Consider the following 14,226-nt stretch of genomic DNA (forward strand, 5'->3'; position numbering starts at 1 on the left):
CTTCCTTCGTTCTCAAGCGTGGTGGGCCCGGCAGTCCCCGAAGGAGTCGCGGAGGCGGGCAAGCAGGTCGGTGAGCAGTTCGACGTCGTCGTCGGACCACTCGGCGAGGGTGCGGGCGAGCATGTCCGTCAGCCGTCGGTCGAGGACGGCGAGCATGGACTCGCCCGCGGAGGTCAGGTGCAGGGTGCGGGAGCGCTTGTCGGCGGGGTCGGGCAGTCGCTCGACCCAGCCGCGGTCCACGGTGTGGGCCACGTGGCGGCTGCTGACCGACATGTCGACGGCCATCAGTTCGGACACGCGGCCGATCCGCATGTCCCCGTGGTGGTGGAGCAGGGCGAGGACGATGGCGGACCCGCCGGGGCACTCGGCAGGCAGGGTCCGCGCGAGTCCGCGCTTCACCGCTCCGATCGCGCTCACCTGGCGGGCGAGGTTCTCGTAGCGTCTGCCTCTGTTCATCGGATCCGTCGGGTCCGTCGGTTCCATCGGGCACTCCATGGATGTTGTTGCTTAGGGCAACGATAGAGATGGATGGTTGCTTCAGGCAAACTAAAACGGTCAAACGGCGCTAAAGAATCGGCAAAGGGCGGTCGGGGTGAGGTCGGGGCCGAGGGGGAGGGGCGACGGGCTTGGGCCCTCCACCCGCACTTCGCTAGGGTCCTGGCTCATGGCACACAACCCCCAAGCACCGTACGGCCAGGGCCAGGCACCCCAGGGGCAGGGCCCCGAGGGCTATGACCCCGCCGGCAGCACGCAGATGTTCCGCGCCTTCGTCGACGAGGGTGCTCCGCAGCGGCAGCAGCCGCAGGCCGCGGTCCCGGCGGCGGCGGCGGCCGGGCCGCGCGTCGGCCTGATCGTCGGCGTCGTCGCGGTGATCGCCGTCCTGGCGGCCGTCGCCTGGCTGGCCCTGGGCTGACCGCTCGTCCCTACAGCACACCCCGGACGGGCCGGGTCCGCGTCACGCGGACCCGGCCCGTCTTTGCCGGCGGACGCGCGGCGGGACCACGTCTGGCGGCGGTCAACGTCGCCAAGGCCGCCGGACTGGCGGTGTCAGCCTGTGGGGCGCAGGTGAGACCGGTACTTGTTCCGGCGCGGTGCGGCAGGAACCCACCCGGTGCCGCATCTCATGGCGGCGTGGCGGACGTCGCCCCGGACGTGGCGGGCGTCGAGTTCACCGGCCCGGACGGTCCGGCCGAGCCGCGGGGCGCGCCGACCCGCGTGCGCCGCGCGGCGGCCGAGGCCGGCACGGGACGCCGGCTGTGGGAGGTGTCGGAGGGCCTGACCGGGGTGCGCTTCCCGGTCACTGCCAGCTGACGGTGACCCGCTGGGTGTCGATCCGCATGCCCAGCGGCACCCGCCAGGAGTCCACGCACACGCGGTACGTCTGCGTCCGCGCCGTCCCGGCGGCGATCGGCGCGGGCAGGGGCCGGCTGGAGGTGACCGTCGCCCAGTCGACGCCGAGGGCGCCGATGACGTGCGTGGCGAAGGTGACCGTGCCCGAACGGGCAGCCGTGCCACCGGTGTTCCGGAAGGTGACGGTCACCTGCTCGCACCAGCGCCGGTCGGCGTCCGCGAGGACGGGCGCGGAGACGGTGAGCAGGGCGGGCGCGGGCGGGGGCGTAGGGGACGGCGATGGGCCCGGTCTCGTGGGCGGGGCCGACGTGGGACCGGGGCCGCCGGTGCCGGGCGCGGGCGTGGTCCCGGGAGGGCTGGAGGGGGTACGGGACGGGGTGCCGCCGCCGGTCCCCGGAGCCGTACCGGAGGTGGCGGAGCTGCCGGGCGCGGAGGTCACCGGAGCCGTACCCGACTCCGTACCGGAAGAGCCCGAGCCGCCGGACGTACCGGAGGTCCCGGAAGCGGGCGCCGCACCCCCGCCCGCCGCATCCGATGATGACGACGATGACGACGATGACGGCGACAGGGAGGACGGGGGCGACGGCGAAGACGGTGCAGGCGCCGGTGACGACGTACTGGATGTCGTCCCGCTCGCCGTGGGGCTGCTGTCCAGGGGGACCAGCGTGACCGCGCCCGAGGGGGCGACCGCGCCTCTCGGGAAGGGGCCGGCGCCGACCGCCGCGTACCCCTCGCCGTCTCCTCCGCCACCGCAGGCGGTCAGCGCCCCGCCGAGGCAGAGCGCCACCGCCACGAGTCCCGGCTTCCTTCGCCTCATGGGCCACAGTCTGGCTGACAGAGCGTCAACAAGACGTGCTTTTCGGGAAGTCCGCCCGGACGATCAGTCGGAGATGAGGCCCTCGCGCAGCTGGGCGAGGGTGCGGGTGAGCAGCCGCGAGACGTGCATCTGGGAGATGCCGACCTCCTCGCCGATCTGCGACTGGGTCATGTTGGCGAAGAAGCGCAGCATGATGATCTGCCGCTCCCTGGGCGGCAGTTTGGCGAGCAGGGGCTTGAGCGACTCCCGGTACTCGACGCCTTCGAGCGCGGTGTCCTCGTAGCCGAGGCGGTCGGCGAGGGAGCCCTCGCCGCCGTCGTCCTCGGGCGAGGGGGAGTCGAGCGAGGAGGCGGTGTACGCGTTGCCCACGGCGAGGCCGTCGACGACGTCCTCCTCCGACACCCCGAGGACGGCGGCGAGTTCGGGGACGGTGGGGGAGCGGTCGAGCTTCTGCGCGAGCTCGTCGCTGGCCTTGGTGAGGGCGAGCCGCAGCTCCTGGAGCCGGCGCGGCACCCGCACCGACCAGGACGTGTCGCGGAAGAACCGCTTGATCTCGCCGACGACCGTGGGCATGGCGAACGTCGGGAACTCCACGCCCCGTTCGCAGTCGAAGCGGTCGATCGCCTTGATCAGGCCGATCGTGCCGACCTGGACGATGTCCTCCATCGGCTCGTTGCGGGAGCGGAAGCGGGCCGCCGCGTACCGCACGAGGGGGAGGTTGAGCTCGATCAGGGTGTCGCGGACGTAGGTCCGCTCCGGGCTGTCGGTGGCGGCGCCTTCGTCGGCGAGGGCGCGCAGCCGCAGGAACAGGGAGCGCGAGAGGGTGCGGGTGTCGAGGGTGCCGGACGTGGCGGGCAGCGGCGGAGCCGTGCTCTCCACGGTGTCGACGACGCTCACCACGGCGGTTTCCGCGGAGCTCCCCGCGGAGCTTTCGGCCGCGGTCGGAGCCGTCGTCTGCGTGGGCACGGGAACGGGCGTGAGCGTGAGCACCTTCGAGCTGCCCAGTTCTGTGGACATGCCACCCCCTTGAGGTCGCGGACGGTCGCGGTGGCCGCGACCATCTGAGGAACGCAGCCTCCACCTGAATACCGGCGGCGGGGCTGCGGCAAACTCGGTTCCAGCAGAATGTCACATGTCGGCAACACGCTGTAGTGACTTGTCGACAAGCAGACGGTGCATTTCCGCAGGAAACAAGGGGTGTACGGCATTTGGGGTGCCGCAGAACTGCTCCGAACCGGTCTACCCGTTCCGGTTACGCCTCGATTCTGTTTGCGGATCTCAAACGCGCGAAGCTACGGGCGAGGAGCCTTGACACGTGCATCTGCGAGACGCCGAGTTCCTGACTGATCTGAGACTGGGTCAGATTGCTGTAGTAGCGCAGCATCAGGATCCGCTGCTCGCGCTCGGGCAGCTGGACGAGCAGGTGCCGGACGAGGTCCCGGTGCTCGACGCCGGCGAGCGCGGGGTCCTCGTAGCCGAGCCGGTCGAGCAGTCCTGGCAGCCCGTCGCCCTCCTGCGCCGCCTCCAGGGAGGTCGCGTGGTACGAGCGCCCGGCCTCGATGCAGGCGAGCACCTCGTCCTCCCCGATCCGCAGCCGCTGGGCGATCTCCGCGGTCGTGGGGGAGCGGCCGTGGGCGGTCGTCAGGTCCTCCGTGGCGCCGTTCACCTGGACCCACAGCTCGTGCAGCCTGCGCGGTACGTGCACGGTCCGGACGTTGTCGCGGAAGTACCGCTTGATCTCGCCGACGACCGTGGGCATGGCGAAGGTCGGGAACTGCACGCCCCGGTCGGGGTCGAAGCGGTCGATGGCGTTGATCAGGCCGATGGTGCCGACCTGGACGACGTCCTCCATGGGCTCGTTGCGGGAGCGGAAGCGGGCCGCCGCGTACCGCACCAGCGGCAGGTTGGCCTCGATGAGGGCCCCGCGCACCCGGTGGTGCTCCGGAGTGCCCGGTTCCAGGTGCTTGAGCTGCCCGAAGAGCACCTGTGTGAGGGCGCGGGTGTCGGCGCCGCGGGTGCTCTGGGGGCGGGGCCGCGGGGTCTCCGCCCCACCTGCCTCGTGCTGGGGCGGGACTTGAGGCGCTGTACTGGCCGGCACGTTCACGCCACCCCTTTGGCTGGTCTTGCTGGTCGACTGGGTCAACTACGGTCAACTCATCCGTCAAAAGCGGTCATAGCATCACAAGACATGTCCACTGTGTGCAAGCACCGTATAGCCACGTGTTGAGGGCATAATGGAGCAAAAGGGGAGGCCAGAACTCCGCGAGGCCCCCCACCATGGCGGCGGGGGGCCTCGACGGCGCGACTGCTCCGGGAGTGGCTAGAACGCGTAGTCGGCGATCACCCAGGTGGCGAACTCGCGCCACTGGGCGACACCCGCCTGGTGCGCGGGGTGCTCCAGGTAGCGCTGGAGGGCGTCCGTGTCCTCGACGGCCGAATTGATGGCGAAGTCGTACGCGATCGGCCGGTCGGTGATGTTCCAGTCGCACTCCCAGAACCTCAGCTCGGGGATCTGCGCGCCGAGCGCGCGGAACGCCTCGACACCGGCGACGACGCGAGGCTCGTCGCGCTTGACACCCTCGTTGAGCTTGAAGAGGACCAGATGGCGGATCACGAAGGGCTCCTAGTTGATGAGTTCGGTCATGAACTCGCCGACGCCCTGGGCAGCGCTGGCAATGCCTTCGAACCCTACTCCCACGAGATCGGCAGCCCGCTCGGGGGAGTTGATGATCGTGTACAGCACAAAGACCGCGACCGCGTACAGCGCGATCTTCCTCGCTTGTCCCATTGCTCAGCCCTCCCCTGTCCCCGCCGTACGACCGCGCCACTCTAACCGAGCCTTTATGGACCAAGGGCCCGGAGATCGAGGCCTTTCGCCGCCCCCCGGAAGAGTGACGGGCGAGCAGTATGGATGTCGAGCCCGGAGGATCTGGCAGGAATCCGAGGGGCTTTCGGAACCGGCCCGCACTGCGGGGTCCGCGCCGCGGGCTTCCCCCCTGACTGCGGCGCAGGACTTGTAGGTCCGGTTCTCATCGGGGGGAACGGCTTGTCCCCCCGATGCCGTTCCCCCCGTCCTACGGAGAAGGCCCCGGCCCACGCCACTCGCGCGGACCGGGGCCTTTCCCGTACGCCGTGACAGGCGGCTCCGGTCACCGCCGAGGCGCACCGTCTCCTGGCCTCAGGGCCTCAGGGCCTCACGGGCGAGCACCGGGAAGCTCCTGCTCAGGATCGCCGAGCGCCCACTGACGTCCCGTCAACGTGAAACCGCCCCCGACCTGTTCTTCACAGGTCGGGGGCGGTTCTCAAGAGCGGTAGCGGAGGGATTTGAACCCTCGGTGACTTGCGCCACACTCGCTTTCGAGGCGAGCTCCTTCGGCCGCTCGGACACGCTACCGAGAGAGAGCTTAGCCGAAACTGGCGCTGCGATGAAATCCGTATCCCCGGCGAGGTCAGGACGGGTGTCAGCGCGTGCGGAAGAAGGCCGTCAGCTGCTCCGCGCACTCCTCGCCGAGCACGCCGTGGATCACCTCGGGGCGGTGGTTGAGCCGCCGGTCCCGTACGAGGTCCCAGAGCGAGCCCGCCGCGCCCGCCTTCTCGTCGAGCGCGCCGAAGACCACCCGCTCGACCCGCGACTGGACGAGGGCGCCCGCGCACATCACGCACGGCTCCAGGGTGACGACGAGCGTGCAGCCCGTCAGGCGCCACTCCCCGGTCGCCGCGGCCGCCCGCCGCAGGGCGAGGACCTCGGCGTGGGCGGTCGGGTCGCCGGCCGCCTCCCGCTCGTTGTGCGCGCGGGCGAGGACCGTGCCGTCCGGGCCGAGCACGACCGCGCCGACCGGTACGTCACCGGCGGGCGCGGCCGCGTCGGCCTCGGCGAGAGCGAGCCGCATGGCGCCCCGCCAGGGATCCCTTACGGGGTCCCGTACGGGGTCGGCGCCGGGCGTTGGTCCAGGCTTCGGCACGGGCCCGGCACCCGGCGTCGGTACGGGTCCGGCACCCGGCGTCGGTACGGGTCCGGCACCCGGCGTCGGTACGGGATCGGCGCCGGGTGTCACGGGGTCGGGGTCGGGGACAGGGACGGCGTGGATCACTAGCGGACGGCCTCCAGGACCTCCGCGGCGCCCAGCGCGTCCACGATCACCGCGAGCGCGTCGCTGTCGAGCGCCCGGAGCTCCCGCTCCGAGAGGCCGAGGTCCGTGAGGACCAGCGCGTCGCCCACGGGAGCGGACGGCACGGCCTCCGCGGCCGCGCCGGCCCGCTCGTCGTCGTCATCGTCGGCATCGTCGGCGAGGGGCTCCCCGTCCTCCGTGCCGTCCAGGTCGAGCGACTCCAGCTCGTCGAGCTCGGCGTCGAGGTCGTCGCCGAGGATCTCCCGGGTGAGGATCTCCCCGTACGAGGAACGGGCGGCGGCGGCGGCGTCCGAGACGTAGATCCGAGGGTCTTCCTCACCCTCGATCCGGACGATCCCGAACCACGCGTCCTCCTGCTCGATGTAGACGATCACCGTGTCGTCGTCCGAGGCCTCACGGGCCAGCTCGGTCAGATCCGACAGGGTCTCCACGTCGTCGAGCTCCGTGTCGCTCGCTTCCCACCCGTCTTCGGTGCGCGCGAGCAGTGCGGCGATGTACACCTGACTCTCTCCCACTGATCAGAGGTGTGACGTTCCGGCGGCGCGCTTCGGATGCCCCGCCCAATCGGCATCGTGACAGAAACAGGGCGCTCAGGAGAGGTCTTCGGCTCTTGCGTCGTGCATCAGTCTGAAGGGCACCGCCATCGGGCGGGCGTGCGACCCCGGCGCACACAGGGGGCGCACGGCGGGCGGCGCCGGGCGGTCTCACCAGCGGAAGGTCCGCATGCGCATGGCCTGGCGCATCCGTGCGGCCCGGGCGCGCCGCGGCTGTACGCGCTCGCGCAGCGCCTTCGCCTCGTTCAGCTCGCGGAGGAACTGGGCGCGGCGCCTGCGGCGCTCCACGTCGGTCTCCGGTGCCGGCCGATCGGCCGCCCCCTCGGCGGCTTCCTCGGCCGGTTCTTCCAGGTCGGGCATCGGCCACACCACCCCATCGCTGGGTCCCTGTGCCCCCACCTTCCCCCAGCGGCGTGGGTCCACGCCAGTGCGGGGCGGGCTACTGTTGAGCCATGCGTCTCCACGTCGTCGACCACCCTCTGGTCGCCCACAAGCTCACCACCCTGCGCGACAAGCGCACGGACTCCGCGACCTTCCGGCGTCTCGCCGACGAGCTGGTCACCCTGCTCGCCTACGAGGCCACCAGGGACGTGCGGACCGAGCAGGTCGACATCGAGACCCCCGTCACTCCCACGACCGGTGTGAAGCTCTCGTACCCGCGTCCGCTGGTGGTCCCGATCCTGCGTGCCGGGCTCGGCATGCTCGACGGCATGGTCCGCCTGCTCCCGACGGCCGAGGTCGGCTTCCTGGGCATGATCCGCAACGAGGAGACGCTGGAGGCGTCGACCTATGCCACGCGGATGCCGGAGGACCTCTCGGGCCGCCAGGTGTACGTCCTGGACCCGATGCTGGCGACCGGCGGCACGCTGGTCGCGGCGATCCGGGAGCTGATCAAGCGCGGCGCCGACGACGTGACCGCGGTCGTGCTCCTCGCCGCCCCGGAGGGCGTCGAGATCATGGAGCGCGAGCTCGCGGGCACGCCGGTGACCGTCGTGACGGCCTCGGTCGACGAGCGGCTCAACGAGAACGGCTACATCGTCCCGGGCCTGGGCGACGCGGGCGACCGCATGTACGGCTCTGCCGAGTAATCACGCAGCCGGCTCTGCCGAGTAATCACGCGGTCGGCTCCGCCGAGTAATCACGCGGCCGACTCGGCCGAGTAATCACCCGGCCGGCTCCGTCGCGTCGTCACGCAGCCGGCTCTCCCGAGCAGTTCCTCGGGAGTGCGTCAGCACTTTCCGGTCGGTACGGGCGCGGGCTTGGTCAGGGCGACCAGGGCCGCGTCCGCCGTCGCCTTCGGGGACAGCGTCTTGAACGCGGTCCCGATGATCAGGTCCACGTCCGCCGTGCCCCGGGTGTCCGTCTTGGTCGTGGCGCCCTTGAGCTGGGTGCCGAGGACCGGGAAGGCGCCCTTGGTGGCCGCGGGCGCGCCGAGCAGCAGCCCCGCGCCGGGGACCTTCTTGTCGAAGGCGGCGGGAGCGTTCCCCACCTTGCCGATCTTGAAGCCGCGCTTCTTGAGCTCGTCCGCGGTCGTCTTGGCGAGTCCGCTGCGCGGGGTCGCGTTGTAGACGTTGACCGTGATCTGGCCGGGCTTCGGGAGGGCGGCCACGGGCGGAGTCGTCGCCTTGGCCACGGGTTTGCAGTCGGCCTGCTTCCCGGCGGTCGTCTTCGTGCCGTCGCCGGAGAAGACCTCGACGAGCTGGAGCGTGCCCCAGCCGGCCGCGCCGAGCACGACCACGGAGGCCGCGGCCGCGAGGATGATCCTGCGCCGGCGGTGGGGGCGGCGCATGCGCGGGTAGACATCCCCCGTGATGCGGTACTTTCCGCCCATTCCGGGGGGAGTGAGCATGCTCATGAACGCAGCGTAATGCCGCCCGTCGGCGATGCCTACTTGATGATCATGTGATCGCGTCCGGATGGGGGCGAAGTGACCCCGAAAGGGTCACTCGGACGTCCTGGGAGGTCCCGAGAGGCCTGAGGCGTCCTGAGACGTCAGTCGAGTTCCAGGACGCGGGCGTGCAGCACCTGGCGCTGCTGCAGTGCCGCGCGGACGGCGCGGTGCAGTCCGTCCTCGAGATAGAGATCGCCGCGCCACTTCACGACGTGCGCGAAGAGGTCGCCGTAGAAGGTGGAGTCCTCGGCGAGCAGCGTCTCCAGGTCCAGCTGGCCCTTGGTGGTGACCAGCTGGTCGAGGCGGACCGGGCGCGGCGCGACGTCCGCCCACTGCCGGGTGCTTTCCCGGCCGTGGTCGGGATACGGCTTTCCGTTTCCGATGCGCTTGAAGATCACACGGAAAGCCTACCGGGCGAGCGGCTCCCGGCGCAGCCACGCGAGAGCGATGGGATGCTGGTGCAAACCGTGACAAAAGCGAAATCAAGGTGTCGTCATGAGCGTCAGTGAGCAGAGCGCACAGCCGCCCGCCCCCCTTGCCGGGCCCGCCGCCGAGATCGCCGCCGGGTACGCCTTCGCCGGAGCCGCACTCGATCTGGGGGCGCTCCTCTGGGACGGCGCATGTCACCCGGACGCGCCGGTCCGCATCCCGCTGCCGATGCTCAACCGCCACGGGCTGGTCGCCGGAGCCACCGGCACCGGCAAGACGAAGACGCTCCAGCTGATCGCGGAGCAGCTCTCGGCCCACGGCGTGCCGGTCTTCCTCGCCGACATCAAGGGGGACGTCTCCGGGATCTCGGCCCCCGGGGAGGACGGCGAGAAGGTGCGGGAGCGGGCCGCCCAGGTCGGCCAGGAGTGGCGGGGGACGGGCTTCCCCTGCGAGTTCTACGGGCTCGGGGGCATCGGCCCGGGCATCCCGGTGCGCGCCACGGTGACCAGCTTCGGCCCCGTACTCCTCTCGAAGGTGCTCCAGCTCAACCAGACGCAGGAGCAGTCGCTCGGCCTGATCTTCCACTACGCCGACTCCAAGGGGCTCGAACTGGTCGACCTCAAGGACCTGCGGGCGGTCGTCGCCTTCTTGGTGTCGGACACGGGGAAGGCCGAGCTGAAGGGGATCGGCGGTCTTTCGACGGTGACGGCCGGGGTGATCCTGCGGTCGATCACGGCCTTCGAGCAGCAGGGCGCGGGCGGCTTCTTCGGGGAGCCGGAGTTCGACACGAGCGAGTTCCTGCGGACGGCGGCGGACGGGCGGGGCACCGTCTCGGTCCTGGAGCTGCCGGCCGTGCAGGACAAGCCGCAGCTGTTCTCGACCTTCCTCATGTGGATGCTCGCGGACCTCTTCAACGACCTTCCGGAGGTCGGCGACCTGGAGAAGCCGAAGCTGGTCTTCTTCTTCGACGAGGCGCATCTGCTGTTCAAGGGGGCGTCGAAGGCGTTCCTGGAGTCGATCACGCAGACGGTCCGGCTGATCCGCTCGAAGGGGGTCGGGATCTTCCTCGTGACGCAGACGCCGAAGGACGTCCCCGCGGACGTGCTCGCCCAGCTGGGCAACCGCGTGCAGCACGCGCTGCGCGCGTTCACCCCGGACGACGCGAAGGCCCTCAAGGCGACCGTGCGGACGTTTCCGAACTCCGCGTACGACCTGGAGGAGGTGCTCACGGGGCTCGGCACGGGCGAGGCGGTGGTCACCGTACTGAGCGAGAAGGGCGCCCCGACCCCGGTGGCGGCGACCCGGCTGCGGGCCCCCGAGTCGCTGATGGGCCCGATCGACGCGGCCGCCCTGGACGCCGCCGTGCAGGGGTCGCCGCTGTACGGGCGGTACGCGGAGGCGGTGGACCGGGAGTCGGCGTACGAGAGGCTGACGGCCGAGCAGCGGGCGGCGGAGGCGGCGGCACTGGAGGCGGCGGCCGAGAAGGAGGCCGGGGAGGCGGCCGAAAAGGAGGCCGGGAAAGCGGCCGGGAAAGCGGGAGCGAGGGCTCCGAAGCCGGAGCCCTCGCTCGCCGAACAGGTGGTGGGCAGTGGGATGTTCGCGTCCCTCGCCCGGTCGATCGGCACCCAGCTGGGCCGGGAGATCAGCCGCTCGATCTTCGGGACGGCCCGCCGAAAGCGCTGACGTGACCTACTCGGTGACTTACTCGGTGACCTCGTGGTGGTCGTCGTGCAGGCCGCCGCCGCTGCTCTCGCCGCCGGTGGTCGGGACGGAGACGACCGGCTTGCGCAGGGAGGAGATGTCGTGGGCGTACGTGCCCACGGCGTTGGCGATGACGTCGATGTTCACGTCGAAGGCCTTCATGTTGACGTTCTTCAGGTCGTCGCCCTTGGCGTGGTAGTTCACGTCGTAGGCGACACCCGCCGTGCCGCCGAACTTGGCGGCCTGGGCGGCGGTCTTGATGCCCTCGGCGCCGGTGAACGTGCCGCCGGAGGGGATGCCGACCTTGATGAACGGGCCGTAGTCGGAGCGGCCGGAGAAGTCGGTGCCCTCGTTCGGGACCCCGCGCTTGTCCATGAAGTCGGTGATGTCGCGCTCCAGCTGGGCGGAGCCCGTGGGGCCCGCGCCCTCGCCGACGTTGTCCGAGTTGTCGCCGTCGTAGACGAACAGGCCGTAGTTCGGCGAGGCGATCATGTCGAAGTTGAGGTAGAGCTTGATCTCGCTCTTGTCGAGCGCGGTGAGGTTCTTGACGTAGTGGTCGGAGCCGAGGAGGCCGTTCTCCTCCGCGGACCACCAGGCGAAGCGGACCTTGTTGCGGACCTTGTCCTTCGACTCGGCGAGCTCCAGGGCGGTCTGGAGGAGACCGGCGGAGCCGGAGCCGTTGTCGTTGATGCCGGGGCCGGCGGTGACGGAGTCGAGGTGCGAGCCGAGCATCACGGTGTTGGCGGCGTTGCCGCCCTTCGTCTCCGCGATGACGTTGTTGGTGGAACGCTTCTCCTGGAGCTGGCGGATCTCCAGGGAGAGCGAGACCGGGCCCTTGGCGAGGTCGGCGGCGAGCGCCGTGCCCTCGGCCAGGGTGAGGCCGCCGGTCGGGAGCTTTCCGGCGGCCGGGTCGCCGAGGGTGCCGGAGAGGACGCCTTCGACGTTGTTGTAGACGAGGGCGGCGGAGGCGCCGGCCGCGGCGGCCTGCTCCTGCTTGATCGCGAAGGAGCAGCCACCGCGCTTGATCAGCGCGATCTTGCCGGTGAAGGTGCCGGAGGCGTAGTCGCCCGGCTCGCAGCCGGTGGTGCCGTCGGCGTCGACGGGCACGGCCGCGAGGGCCGCCGTGATGCCGCCGACCGGGGTGGACTTGGTGTACGTCATCGCCTTGACGTCGAGCGTGCGGGGCGCCGGGGAGACGACGGAGCCCTTCTCGGCGAGCGTCTCCGTGTAGAGGAAGTCGAACTTCTGGTACGAGACGTTGTAGCCGGCCTTCTTGAGCTGCGAGTACACGTACGCGGCGGAGGCGTCGTGCCCGAGCGTGCCGGCCGCGCGGTGGCCGCCGGACGAGTCGGCTATCGCCTGGAACATCTGCAGGTGCTTGAAGGCGTCCTTGCCGGACGTCTCGCGGACCAGCTTCTTCGCCAGCTTGGCGGCATCGCGGGCCGGTGCGGCCGCGGGGTCCTGGCCGGCGGTGGCGGGAGAGGCGAGGACCAGCGGGGTGGCGAGGGCGGCAGCGGCCAGAATGGCCGCGGCACGGCGCTGGGTTGCGTTCACAGAAGTCCTTCCCGAAACGGACGAGGTTGAGGGGAAGTTAGCGATCTCTGGGGGGTTCTGTGAACAGGTTCTGCGCAATTCCTGTCACCCTGAGCAGGATTGACATCTGGAATTATCGATTCCCGGATGGTTTGCGGTCCTTGGTGGCATTTGCCGCCTTCGCTGCCGCCTTCATCTCCTGCTTGTGCGCGCGCACCTTCACGAGCGACTCCGGCCCGGTGATGTCGGCGGCCGAGCGGTACGCGTCCTGCTCGCCGTACGGCCCCGCGGCCTCCCGCCAGCCCGTGGGCCGCACCCCGTACTGCTTGCCGAGCAGCGCCAGGAAGATCTGCGCCTTCTGCTTCCCGAAGCCCGGCAGCGCCTGGAGCCGCGCGAGCAGCTCCTTCCCGGTCGCCGCGTCCGCCCAGACGGCCTCGGCGTCGCCCCCGTACTCCTCGACCAGGAAGCGGCAGAGCTGCTGCACGCGCTGGGCCATCGACCCCGGGAAGCGGTGCACGGCCGGCTTCTCGGAGAGCAGCGCGGCGAACTCCTCCGGGTCGCGGGCGGCGATGTCGTGTGCGTCGAGGTCGTCCGCCCCGAGCCGCGAGGCGATCGTGTACGGGCCGGAGAACGCCCACTCCATCGGAACCTGCTGGTCCAGGAGCATGCCGACGAGCGCGGCGAGCGGCGAACGCCCGAGCAGGGCGTCGGCCTCGGGCTGCTGGGCGAGATGGATCTCGGGCCTTGCCTGGGAACTCATGCTTCGATCATCTCGCCGCCGCCGGGCGCCCGCCTGGTGGGTTCACCCTCCCGCGAGCTCTGGGCTTCGCCCGAGCAGGGGGGGACCCCCATCGCGAAGCGGTCCATGGCCGCGAGGATCAGCTCCCGGGTCCGTTCGCCGCCCAGGTGCCCGGCGTCCTCGATGACGTGCAGTTCGGCGTCCGGCCAGGCGCGGGACAGCTCCCAGGCCGTGGTGGGCGGGCCGGCCATGTCGAGCCGGCCGTGGACCAGGACGCCGGGGATGCCGGCGAGCCGGTGCGCGTCGCGGAGCAGCGCGCCCTCCGGCAGCCAGGCGCCGTGGGCGAAGTAGTGCGCGCAGATCCGCACGAAGCCGAGCCTGGCGTCGTCGACCCGGTCGGTGTACGGGGTGCCCTTGCCCTCCATGGAGAGCACCGCGTCCTCCCAGGAGCACCAGTCGGCCGCGGCTTTCTCCCGTACGGCCCGGTCGGGGTGGTTCAGCAGGGCGGAGTAGGCCCTGACCAGCTCCTCCGCTCCCACCCGGCCGTCCGCCCTCGTCGCCCCCACCGGCTGCGCCCCGTCGGCCCCGGCCCGGAAGCGCTCGTGGGCCTCGGGGAAGAAACGGCCGGCGCCCTCGTACAGCCAGGCGATCTCGGAGCGGCGGGTGGTCGTGACGGACACGATGACGATCTCCGTCACGCGCTCGGGATACGCCTCCGCGTACGCCAGGATCAGAGTGGAGCCCCAGGAGCCGCCGAACAGAAGCCAGCGGTCGATCCCGAGGTGCTCGCGCAGCCGCTCCATGTCGGCCACCAGGTGCGCGGTGGTGTTCACGGACATGTCGGCGGCCGGGTCGCTCGCGTGCGGGGTGGAGCGCCCGCAGCCGCGCTGGTCGAAGAGGACGAGCCGGTACGCCGCCGGGTCGAAGAACCGCCGGTTGTGCGGTGAGGACCCGGAGCCCGGCCCGCCGTGCACGACGAGCGCGGGCCGGCCCGCCGGGTTGCCGGAGACCTCCCAGTGGATGAGGTTGCCGTCGCCCACGTCGAGCAGGCCCTGGTCGTACGGTGCGGTCTCGGAGTACAT

The 14,226-nt window shown here is 71.1% G+C and carries 18 protein-coding genes and 1 tRNA gene; 4 read left to right on the forward strand and 15 right to left on the reverse strand.

What is annotated here, in order from left to right; all coding sequences use genetic code 11:
- Positions 1-12: 12 nt before the first annotated feature.
- Positions 13-456: a MarR family winged helix-turn-helix transcriptional regulator gene (locus tag ACFWWU_RS03065; protein ID WP_384138151.1), complete on the reverse strand. Its 444-nt coding sequence runs from the start codon at positions 454-456 to the stop codon at positions 13-15.
- A 208-nt stretch (positions 457-664) separates the two neighbouring features.
- Here ACFWWU_RS03065 and ACFWWU_RS03070 point away from each other — a divergent pair, with 208 nt between their 5' ends.
- Both ACFWWU_RS03070 and ACFWWU_RS03075 read left to right on the forward strand, forming a co-directional pair.
- The gene (locus ACFWWU_RS03070; RefSeq protein ID WP_384138153.1) at positions 665-913 is read left to right on the forward strand and encodes a hypothetical protein; all 249 of its coding nucleotides are present in this window, start codon (positions 665-667) and stop codon (positions 911-913) included.
- Between the two features lie 218 nt (positions 914-1,131).
- The gene (locus ACFWWU_RS03075; protein ID WP_384138154.1) at positions 1,132-1,311 is read left to right on the forward strand and encodes a hypothetical protein; all 180 of its coding nucleotides are present in this window, start codon (positions 1,132-1,134) and stop codon (positions 1,309-1,311) included.
- Here the strand turns inward: ACFWWU_RS03075 and ACFWWU_RS03080 are convergent.
- The 9 genes from ACFWWU_RS03080 to ACFWWU_RS03120 form a co-directional block, all read right to left on the reverse strand.
- Positions 1,298-1,789: a hypothetical protein gene (locus ACFWWU_RS03080; RefSeq protein ID WP_384138155.1), complete on the reverse strand. Its 492-nt coding sequence runs from the start codon at positions 1,787-1,789 to the stop codon at positions 1,298-1,300. The two genes, ACFWWU_RS03075 and ACFWWU_RS03080, sit on opposite strands and share 14 nt — an antisense overlap.
- A gap of 441 nt (positions 1,790-2,230) precedes the next feature.
- Entirely contained in the window at positions 2,231-3,184 is a 954-nt protein-coding gene (locus ACFWWU_RS03085; RefSeq protein ID WP_384138157.1) for an RNA polymerase sigma factor SigF, read from the reverse strand.
- A 235-nt stretch (positions 3,185-3,419) separates the two neighbouring features.
- Positions 3,420-4,265: an RNA polymerase sigma factor SigF gene (locus ACFWWU_RS03090; protein ID WP_384138158.1), complete on the reverse strand. Its 846-nt coding sequence runs from the start codon at positions 4,263-4,265 to the stop codon at positions 3,420-3,422.
- 222 nt (positions 4,266-4,487) lie between these two features.
- Entirely contained in the window at positions 4,488-4,781 is a 294-nt protein-coding gene (locus ACFWWU_RS03095; protein WP_384138160.1) for a Dabb family protein, read from the reverse strand.
- Between the two features lie 9 nt (positions 4,782-4,790).
- On the reverse strand, positions 4,791-4,955 hold the full coding sequence (locus ACFWWU_RS03100; RefSeq protein ID WP_317597382.1) for a hypothetical protein: 165 nt from the start codon (positions 4,953-4,955) through the stop codon (positions 4,791-4,793).
- Between the two features lie 521 nt (positions 4,956-5,476).
- Positions 5,477-5,561, reverse strand: a tRNA-Ser gene (locus ACFWWU_RS03105).
- A 67-nt stretch (positions 5,562-5,628) separates the two neighbouring features.
- The gene (gene tadA, locus ACFWWU_RS03110; RefSeq protein WP_317597384.1) at positions 5,629-6,057 is read right to left on the reverse strand and encodes a tRNA adenosine(34) deaminase TadA; all 429 of its coding nucleotides are present in this window, start codon (positions 6,055-6,057) and stop codon (positions 5,629-5,631) included.
- Positions 6,058-6,257: 200 nt separating this feature from the next.
- Positions 6,258-6,797 carry a hypothetical protein gene (locus ACFWWU_RS03115; protein WP_384138162.1) on the reverse strand — a complete coding sequence of 180 codons (540 nt, stop codon included), beginning with the start codon at positions 6,795-6,797 and terminating at the stop codon, positions 6,258-6,260.
- Positions 6,798-7,001: 204 nt separating this feature from the next.
- The gene (locus ACFWWU_RS03120) at positions 7,002-7,211 is read right to left on the reverse strand and encodes a hypothetical protein (protein WP_384138164.1); all 210 of its coding nucleotides are present in this window, start codon (positions 7,209-7,211) and stop codon (positions 7,002-7,004) included.
- A 92-nt stretch (positions 7,212-7,303) separates the two neighbouring features.
- Here ACFWWU_RS03120 and upp point away from each other — a divergent pair, with 92 nt between their 5' ends.
- A complete protein-coding gene (upp, locus tag ACFWWU_RS03125) occupies positions 7,304-7,939 on the forward strand; it encodes a uracil phosphoribosyltransferase (RefSeq protein WP_024756127.1) in 636 nt (211 codons plus the stop codon).
- Between the two features lie 140 nt (positions 7,940-8,079).
- Here the strand turns inward: upp and ACFWWU_RS03130 are convergent, their stop codons facing one another.
- Together ACFWWU_RS03130 and ACFWWU_RS03135 are read right to left on the reverse strand one after the other, a co-directional pair.
- A complete protein-coding gene (locus ACFWWU_RS03130; protein ID WP_384138166.1) occupies positions 8,080-8,706 on the reverse strand; it encodes a LytR C-terminal domain-containing protein in 627 nt (208 codons plus the stop codon).
- Between the two features lie 137 nt (positions 8,707-8,843).
- A complete protein-coding gene (locus ACFWWU_RS03135) occupies positions 8,844-9,140 on the reverse strand; it encodes a type II toxin-antitoxin system VapB family antitoxin (RefSeq protein WP_055642348.1) in 297 nt (98 codons plus the stop codon).
- Positions 9,141-9,237: 97 nt separating this feature from the next.
- On the opposite strand from ACFWWU_RS03135, the gene ACFWWU_RS03140 reads away from it, so the two are divergent.
- Positions 9,238-10,854: a helicase HerA-like domain-containing protein gene (locus ACFWWU_RS03140; RefSeq protein WP_384138168.1), complete on the forward strand. Its 1,617-nt coding sequence runs from the start codon at positions 9,238-9,240 to the stop codon at positions 10,852-10,854.
- Between the two features lie 18 nt (positions 10,855-10,872).
- On the opposite strand, the gene ACFWWU_RS03145 is transcribed toward ACFWWU_RS03140, so the two are convergent.
- From ACFWWU_RS03145 to pip, 3 genes are all read right to left on the reverse strand, one after another.
- Complete coding sequence (locus tag ACFWWU_RS03145; RefSeq protein WP_384138170.1) at positions 10,873-12,426, reverse strand: M28 family metallopeptidase; 1,554 nt, start codon at positions 12,424-12,426, stop codon at positions 10,873-10,875.
- A gap of 112 nt (positions 12,427-12,538) precedes the next feature.
- Positions 12,539-13,165 (reverse strand): HhH-GPD-type base excision DNA repair protein, encoded by a 627-nt coding sequence (locus ACFWWU_RS03150; protein ID WP_384138172.1) that lies wholly within the window; start codon positions 13,163-13,165, stop codon positions 12,539-12,541.
- Positions 13,162-14,226 (reverse strand): prolyl aminopeptidase, encoded by a 1,065-nt coding sequence (pip, locus tag ACFWWU_RS03155; protein ID WP_384138174.1) that lies wholly within the window; start codon positions 14,224-14,226, stop codon positions 13,162-13,164. The genes ACFWWU_RS03150 and pip overlap by 4 nt, the downstream gene beginning before the upstream one ends.

This window comes from Streptomyces sp. NPDC058650, assembly GCF_042717315.1.
In the GTDB taxonomy this organism is placed as follows: Bacteria; Actinomycetota; Actinomycetes; order Streptomycetales; family Streptomycetaceae; genus Streptomyces.

What these genes read in the sequence shown, in the direction of transcription:
- ACFWWU_RS03140 (WP_384138168.1), top strand. Translation starts at nt 9,238, where the DNA reads ATGAGCGTCAGTGAGCAGAGCGCACAGCCGCCCGCCCCCCTTGCCGGG.
- ACFWWU_RS03150 (WP_384138172.1), bottom strand. Translation starts at nt 13,165, where the DNA reads ATGAGTTCCCAGGCAAGGCCCGAGATCCATCTCGCCCAGCAGCCCGAG.
- ACFWWU_RS03120 (WP_384138164.1), bottom strand. Translation starts at nt 7,211, where the DNA reads ATGCCCGACCTGGAAGAACCGGCCGAGGAAGCCGCCGAGGGGGCGGCC.
- ACFWWU_RS03085 (WP_384138157.1), bottom strand. Translation starts at nt 3,184, where the DNA reads ATGTCCACAGAACTGGGCAGCTCGAAGGTGCTCACGCTCACGCCCGTT.
- ACFWWU_RS03070 (WP_384138153.1), top strand. Translation starts at nt 665, where the DNA reads ATGGCACACAACCCCCAAGCACCGTACGGCCAGGGCCAGGCACCCCAG.
- tadA (WP_317597384.1), bottom strand. Translation starts at nt 6,057, where the DNA reads ATGCGGCTCGCTCTCGCCGAGGCCGACGCGGCCGCGCCCGCCGGTGAC.
- ACFWWU_RS03130 (WP_384138166.1), bottom strand. Translation starts at nt 8,706, where the DNA reads ATGAGCATGCTCACTCCCCCCGGAATGGGCGGAAAGTACCGCATCACG.
- pip (WP_384138174.1), bottom strand. Translation starts at nt 14,226, where the DNA reads ATGTACTCCGAGACCGCACCGTACGACCAGGGCCTGCTCGACGTGGGC.
- ACFWWU_RS03065 (WP_384138151.1), bottom strand. Translation starts at nt 456, where the DNA reads ATGAACAGAGGCAGACGCTACGAGAACCTCGCCCGCCAGGTGAGCGCG.
- upp (WP_024756127.1), top strand. Translation starts at nt 7,304, where the DNA reads ATGCGTCTCCACGTCGTCGACCACCCTCTGGTCGCCCACAAGCTCACC.
- ACFWWU_RS03100 (WP_317597382.1), bottom strand. Translation starts at nt 4,955, where the DNA reads ATGGGACAAGCGAGGAAGATCGCGCTGTACGCGGTCGCGGTCTTTGTG.